The organism is Brevundimonas sp. (genome assembly GCF_031082345.1).
GTDB lineage: Bacteria > Pseudomonadota > Alphaproteobacteria > Caulobacterales > Caulobacteraceae > Brevundimonas.
The window spans coordinates 1-6,433 of sequence record NZ_JAVHLH010000168.1; the positions used below are offsets into that span (position 1 = coordinate 1).

The 6,433-nt window shown below is 68.3% G+C and carries 5 protein-coding genes; all 5 read right to left on the minus strand.

What is annotated here, in order from left to right; all coding sequences use genetic code 11:
• Positions 1-166 precede the first annotated feature (166 nt).
• Genes metH through RDU12_RS11045 form a run of 5 tightly spaced genes read right to left on the minus strand, consistent with a single transcriptional unit; the run spans position 167 to position 6,216 of the window.
• Positions 167-2,833 carry a methionine synthase gene (gene metH, locus RDU12_RS11025; RefSeq protein ID WP_300290689.1) on the minus strand — a complete coding sequence of 889 codons (2,667 nt, stop codon included), beginning with the start codon at positions 2,831-2,833 and terminating at the stop codon, positions 167-169.
• The gene (locus tag RDU12_RS11030) at positions 2,833-3,222 is read right to left on the minus strand and encodes a DUF4259 domain-containing protein (protein WP_300290690.1); all 390 of its coding nucleotides are present in this window, start codon (positions 3,220-3,222) and stop codon (positions 2,833-2,835) included. The genes metH and RDU12_RS11030 overlap by 1 nt, the downstream gene beginning before the upstream one ends.
• Entirely contained in the window at positions 3,222-4,304 is a 1,083-nt protein-coding gene (locus tag RDU12_RS11035; RefSeq protein ID WP_300290691.1) for a homocysteine S-methyltransferase family protein, read from the minus strand. The genes RDU12_RS11030 and RDU12_RS11035 overlap by 1 nt, the downstream gene beginning before the upstream one ends.
• On the minus strand, positions 4,301-5,218 hold the full coding sequence (gene metF / locus RDU12_RS11040) for a methylenetetrahydrofolate reductase [NAD(P)H] (protein ID WP_300290695.1): 918 nt from the start codon (positions 5,216-5,218) through the stop codon (positions 4,301-4,303). Before metF ends, RDU12_RS11035 begins: the two co-directional genes overlap by 4 nt.
• 35 nt (positions 5,219-5,253) lie before the next feature.
• Complete coding sequence (locus RDU12_RS11045; RefSeq protein WP_300290693.1) at positions 5,254-6,216, minus strand: metalloregulator ArsR/SmtB family transcription factor; 963 nt, start codon at positions 6,214-6,216, stop codon at positions 5,254-5,256.
• Positions 6,217-6,433 lie beyond the last annotated feature (217 nt).

Sequence of the window (6,433 nt, forward strand, 5' to 3'; positions counted from 1 at the left end):
CGCGGCCAAATGGGCGCCGCTGAAGGGGCAGGACGAGACGGTGCGCAGCCAGGCCTTCGGTCTGTTCTTCGGTCTGCCGGGCCGCTGCGAGCACGCCGCCCGCCGCCTGCGCGACAACATCACCACCGCCCCGGCGACCCCGGAAGAGGTCGGGCTGGAGTAGGGGTCAGGCCGCGTCGCTGCGGGCCGGGGCGCCCGGCTCGTAGTTCAGGATCGGCCCCAGCCAGCGTTCGGCGGTGGCGACGTCCCATCCCTTGCGGCGGGCGTAGTCCTCGACCTGGTCGCGGTCGATCTTGCCGACGCCGAAATAGTGGCTCTCGGCATGACCGAAATAGAGGCCTGACACCGAGGCCGGCGGACTCATGGCGAAGCTCTCCGTCAGCTGCATCCCGGCATTGGCTTCCGCCTGCAACAGGCGGAAAAGCGTCGCCTTTTCCGTGTGATCGGGTTGGGCCGGATAGCCGGGCGCCGGGCGGATGCCCTGATATTTTTCGGCGATCAGGTCCTCGACCGTGGTCTGCTCATCCGGCGCATGACCCCACAGTTCGGTCCGCACCGTCTTGTGCAGCGCCTCGGCGAAGGCCTCCGCCAGCCGGTCGGCGAGGGTGGTCGCCATGATGGCGGAATAGTCGTCGCCGGCCGCCTTGAACGCCGCCGCCTTCTCCAGCTCGCCGTGGCCGGCGGTGACCGCGAAGGCGCCCAGCCAGTCCTCTCCGTCCTCGGCCACGAAGTCGGACAGGCACAGGTTCGGCTTGCCGTTGGTCTTGGCGATCTGCTGGCGCAGGCCATGGAAGCGGGCCAGTTCGGTCGAGCGGCTCTCGTCGGTCCAGACCACGATGTCGTCGCCGCGCGCATTGGCCGGCCAGAAACCGACCACGCCGCGCGCGGTGTACCATTTCTCGTCGACGATCCGCTTCAGCATGGCCTGCGCGTCCTTGAACAGGTCGCGCGCCGCCTCGCCGACGATCTCGTCCTCGAGGATCATCGGATAACGGCCGATCAGCTCCCAGCCGGCGAAGAAGGGCGTCCAGTCGATATGCGTCGCCAGGTCGCCGAGGTCCCAGCTGTCGAAGGCCCGCACGCCAAGGAAGGACGGCTTCGGGGGCAGGGGAGTCGCCGCCTGCGGTTTGAACCGGTTGGCCCGCGACGCCGGCAGGGCCGCCCGCGCCTTGGCTGTCTGCCCGCGTGCATACTGCTCGCGGATGCGGACGTATTCCTCGCGCGTCGCCGTCTCGTTCTTCGCCTTCTCTGTCGGCGACAGCAGGCCGGAGACCACGCCCACTGCTCTCGAGGCGTCGATGACATAGGTGGTCGAGCCGCGCTTGTAGGCCGGTTCGACCTTGACCGCCGTATGGGTCCGGCTGGTCGTCGCCCCGCCGATCAGCAGGGGAATGTCGAAGCCGCGCCGCTCCATCTCGCGCGCCACGAACACCATCTCGTCCAGCGAGGGCGTGATCAGGCCCGACAGGCCGACGATGTCGACCTTGTGCTCGACGGCGGCGTCGAGGATGCGGTCGGCCGGGACCATGACGCCCAGGTCGATGACCTCGTAGTTGTTGCACTGGAGCACGACGCCGACGATGTTCTTGCCGATGTCGTGGACGTCGCCCTTGACCGTGGCCATCAGGATCTTGCCGGCCTGCTGACGCGGCTTGCCGGTCTTCTCCGCCTCCATGAAAGGCTCCAGCCAGGCCACGGCCTGCTTCATCACCCGCGCCGACTTGACCACCTGGGGCAGGAACATCTTGCCCGCGCCGAACAGGTCGCCGACGACGTTCATCCCGTCCATCAGCGGGCCTTCGATGACGTGCAGCGGGCGTTCTGCCTGCAGGCGGGCTTCCTCGGTGTCCGCCTCGATCCAGTCGGTGATGCCGTTGACCAGGGCGTGCTCGATGCGCTTGCCGACCGGCTGGTCCCGCCATTTCAGGTCGACGACCCGGGCCGCGCCCTTGTCGCCCTTGTAGGTCGGCGCGAGGTCGACCAGCCGCTCGGTGTTCGAGACATTGGTCCGCTGCGGCCGGTTCAGGATCACGTCCTCGACCGCCTCGCGCAGGACCGGGTCGAGCGCATCATAGACCGGCAGGTCGCCAGCATTGACGATGCCCATGTCCATGCCCGCCTGGATGGCGTGGTACAGGAACACCGAGTGGATCGCCCGCCGCACCGGCTCGTTGCCGCGGAAGCTGAACGAGACGTTCGACACCCCGCCGGACACCCGGGCGTAGGGCAGGGTCGCCTTGATGATCCGCGTCGCCTCGATGAAGTCGACGGCGTAGTTGTCATGCTCCTCGATCCCCGTCGCCACGGCGAAGATGTTGGGGTCGAAGATGATGTCCTCGGGCGGGAAGCCGACTTCGTCGACGAGGATCCGATAGGCGCGGGTGCAGATCTCGATCTTGCGCGCGGCGGTGTCGGCCTGGCCCTGTTCGTCGAAGGCCATGACCACCACGGCGGCCCCGTAGCGCAGGCATTTGATCGCCTGTTCGCGGAACTCGGCCTCGCCCGCCTTCATCGAGATCGAATTGACGATCGGCTTGCCCTGGACGCATTTCAGCCCCGCCTCGATCACCTCCCATTTGGAGCTGTCGATCATCACCGGCACGCGGGCGATGTCGGGCTCGGCCGCGATCAGGTTGAGGAAGGTGCGCATGGCGACGACGCCGTCCAGCAGGCCCTCGTCCATATTGATGTCGATGACCGAGGCCCCGGCCTCGACCTGCTGCCGCGCCACCGACAGGGCGGCGGCGTAGTCGCCGTCGATGATCAGCTTCTTGAATTTGGCCGAGCCGGTGACGTTGGTCCGCTCGCCGACGTTGATGAAGGTGGGGCGCATCAGAGAACCTTCAGATAGCGGCGCGCGTCGTCGCGCCAGTCTTCCAGTTCGCCCGCCTCATCCCACAAGTCGGCAAGCTCAGAACGCGATATCACGCGGCTGATGGTCAGTCTGGCGAGGTACGCGGCGTAGAAGGGAAGCGCAGGCAATGTCGCGCTCACGCCCGTTTCTTCGTTGCCGGCGCGGAAGACGCCTGGGTCCCGTCGCGAAGCGACCAGGGCGGCGGCGGCAAGTCCGCGCACTGCCTCCGGGGCCTCCAGATAGCCGAAGGTGGTCACCACCCTGACCATCGCTCCCACGATTTTCCGCGACGCTTCGCCCTCTTCGACTTCCCACAAGAAGTCGCCCGCTTCGTCGTTGTCGAATACTCCCAGACCCCAGGCGCCCATTACGCTGCCACCAGCTCGAACGGTTCCAGCCCCGACAACCGCATCGCCACCGGCCGCTCGGGTATCTCCCGCGGCGGCAGTTTCGCGACCGCTTCAGCCGTGTGCCGGATGTGGTCCGGCGTGGTGCCGCAGCAGCCGCCGACGATGTTGACCAGGCCCGACGCCGCCCATTCCTCGAGGAAGTGGGCGGTCTGGTGCGGCTCCTCGTCGTACTGGCCCATGGCGTTGGGCAGGCCGGCGTTGGGATAGGCGGCGACCAGGGTGTCGGCGACGCGGCTCAGCTCGGCGATGAACGGCCGCATCAGATCGGCCCCGAGGGCGCAGTTGAAGCCGACCGCGAAGGGTTTGGCGTGCCGCACGCTGTTCCAGAAGGCCTCGGCCGTCTGGCCCGACAGGGTCCGGCCCGAGCGGTCGGTGATGGTGCCCGAAATCCAGATCGGCAGGGCCTCCATCCCCTCGTCCTCGAGGTCCTTGATGGCCTTGATCGCGGCCTTGCAGTTCAGCGTGTCCGTGATGGTCTCGATCAGATACAGGTCGACCCCGCCCTCGTTCAGCGCCTTCACCTGATGGCGATAGGCGTCATAGACCTGGTCGAAGGTCACCAGCCTGGCGCCGGGATCGTTCACGTCCGACGACATCGACAGCATCTTGTTCAGCGGCCCGATCGAACCGGCGGCGAAGCGCGGCTTGTGCGTCTCCTTCGCCGTCCAGCGGTCGGCGGCGGCGCGGGCCAGTTTCGCGCCCTCCAGATTGATGTCCCACACCGACTGTGCGTCCAGCTTGTAGTCGTCCTGGGCGATGACGGTGGCCGAGAAGGTGTTGGTCTCGGAGATGTCGGCCCCGGCGGCGAAATACTGATCGTGCAGATCGGCGATGATGTCCGGCCGGGTCAGGCACAGGATGTCGTTGTCGCCCTTCAACTGGACCTCGTGCCCGGCGAAGCGGTCGCCGCGAAAATCCTCTTCCGACAGGTCGCTGCGCTGGATCATCACGCCCCAGGCGCCGTCGAGGACAAGAATGCGTTCCTTCGCGGCCCGGTGCAGGGCGGCGATGCGTTCGCTGCGGGGAAGGGGAGGACTCATACTGTGGGGGCCCTGGTCTCGCGCACGCCCAGCACCCGGCAAATCGCATAGACTAGGTCGGCGCGGTTCAATGTGTAGAAGTGGAAGTCGGCGAAGCCTTCCTCCTGCAGCCGGGCGCAGGTCTCGGCCGCCACCGAGGCGGCGATCAGCTTGCGCGTCTCGGGGTCGTCATCCAGGCCGTCGAAGTGGGCCGCAAGCCAGTCGGGCACCGCCGCCCCGCAGGCGGCCGACATCCGCTTGAGGCCGGTGAAATTGGTCACCGGCATGATCCCCGGCACGATCGGAATGGTCACGCCCGCCGCCCGCACCCGGTCGCGGAAGCGCAGGAAGGCGTCGATGTCGAAGAAGAACTGGCTGATCGCGCGGGTCGCCCCGGCGTCGACCTTGGCCTTCAGCACGTCGATGTCATGGTCCGCCGAGGGGCTCTCCGGGTGGCCCTCGGGATAGCAGCCGACGATGACGTCGAAGCCGCCCTTCGAGGCGATTGCGGCCGTCAATTCCGTCGCATTGGCGTAACCGTCCGTACGCGGAACATAAGCGCCGCCGATGCCGTTTCCGCCCGGCGGATCGCCGCGCAGGGCCACGATGTGGCGCACGCCGACGTCGCGATAGGCTTCGATCACCGCATCGACATCCTCGCGGCTGGCCTCGACGCAGGTCAGGTGGGCGGCCGGGGTCAGGGAGGTTTCGCCCAGGATGCGTTCGACCGTCCGGTGGGTACGCTCGCGCGTCGATCCGCCGGCCCCATAGGTCACCGAGACGAACTCGGGCTCCAGCGGGGCCAGACGGGTCACCGCCTTCCACAGATTGGCCTCGGCCTCGTCGGATTTCGGCGGGAAGAATTCGAATGACACGCGGGGCCGGGAGGCGTCCTGCCCGGCGCGCGCGACCGGTCCCAGCGGCGACAGCAGCAGGGCGCGGGCGTCCGCGAGGCTGAAGGCGGGGGCGCTCACGCGACCCGCGCCTTCGCTTCGGTGGCGCGTTCGCCGGACCAGATGACCACGGTCAGGCCGTCCGTGTCCGGGGGCAGGGCGATCGGCGCCGAGGGTCTCAGCCCGGCCTCGCCCAGCCAGCGCCGCATCTCGTCGTCGGAGAAGCCGAGACGGCGATGTTGATGCTCCTCGCGGAGGTGCTCCAGCGCATGCGGGGCGAAATCGACGATCAGCAGACGGCCGCCGGGCGCCACCAGCCGCGCCGCCTCGGCCACCGCCGCGGCCGGGTCCGCCAGGTAGTGCAGCACCTGATGCACCAGCACCAGGTCCGCGCTCTGCTGCGGCAGGCGGGTGGCGAAGATGTCGCCGTGGCGCAGCTCCACCTTGTCGAGCCCGGCCTTGCTGACATTGGCCCGGGCGATGTTGAGCATGTTCTGGCTGAGATCGAGGCCCAGCGACATCTTGGCCTTCTTGCCCAGCAGGGTCAGCATCCGGCCCGAGCCGGTGCCCAGGTCGACGACCCGCTCGAAGGGTCCCTCGCCCGCCGCCCTCAGGATCGCCGCCTCGACCGCCGTCTCGCAGACGTAGAGCGAGCGGATCCGGTCCCACTGCGGCGCGATACGCTCGAAATAGGTCCCGGCGGCGACCTCCCGGTCATGCCGCACCTCTTCCAGCCGGCGGTCGTCGGCCTCGCCGGCGGCCGTGTCGAGCAGGTCGAGCACGGTGTCGATCAGGCGCCGCGCCGGGGCGTCGGAGGTCAGGCGATAGAACACCCGCGCCCCGTCCGGGAACCGCTCGATCAGGCCGGCGTCGGTCATCAGCTTCAGGTGGCGCGACACCCGCGGCTGGCTCTGGTCGAGGATGCGCGACAGCTCCATCACCGACAGCTCCTCGCCGGCCAGCAGCGACAGCACCCGCAGGCGGGTCGGCTCCCCGGCGGCGCGCAGGCTCTCGACGGTCTGTTCGGCGGTTAGCGACATGGGGTCATATAAAGATATCCTTATATGATTATGCAAGCGGAATCCGCTGGCCAAGGCGGGGTCGGGGGAACACTCTGACGGGGTCGGCAAGCGATATCGGGAGTCGAGCGATGATCCTTCAAGCGAACAGCCTGGCCGCCGCCCTCGGCGCGCTGGTCCTCCTCGCCGGGCCCGCCCTCGCCCAGACGCCGCCTGCGGGGGGCGGTCAGGGCGGCGG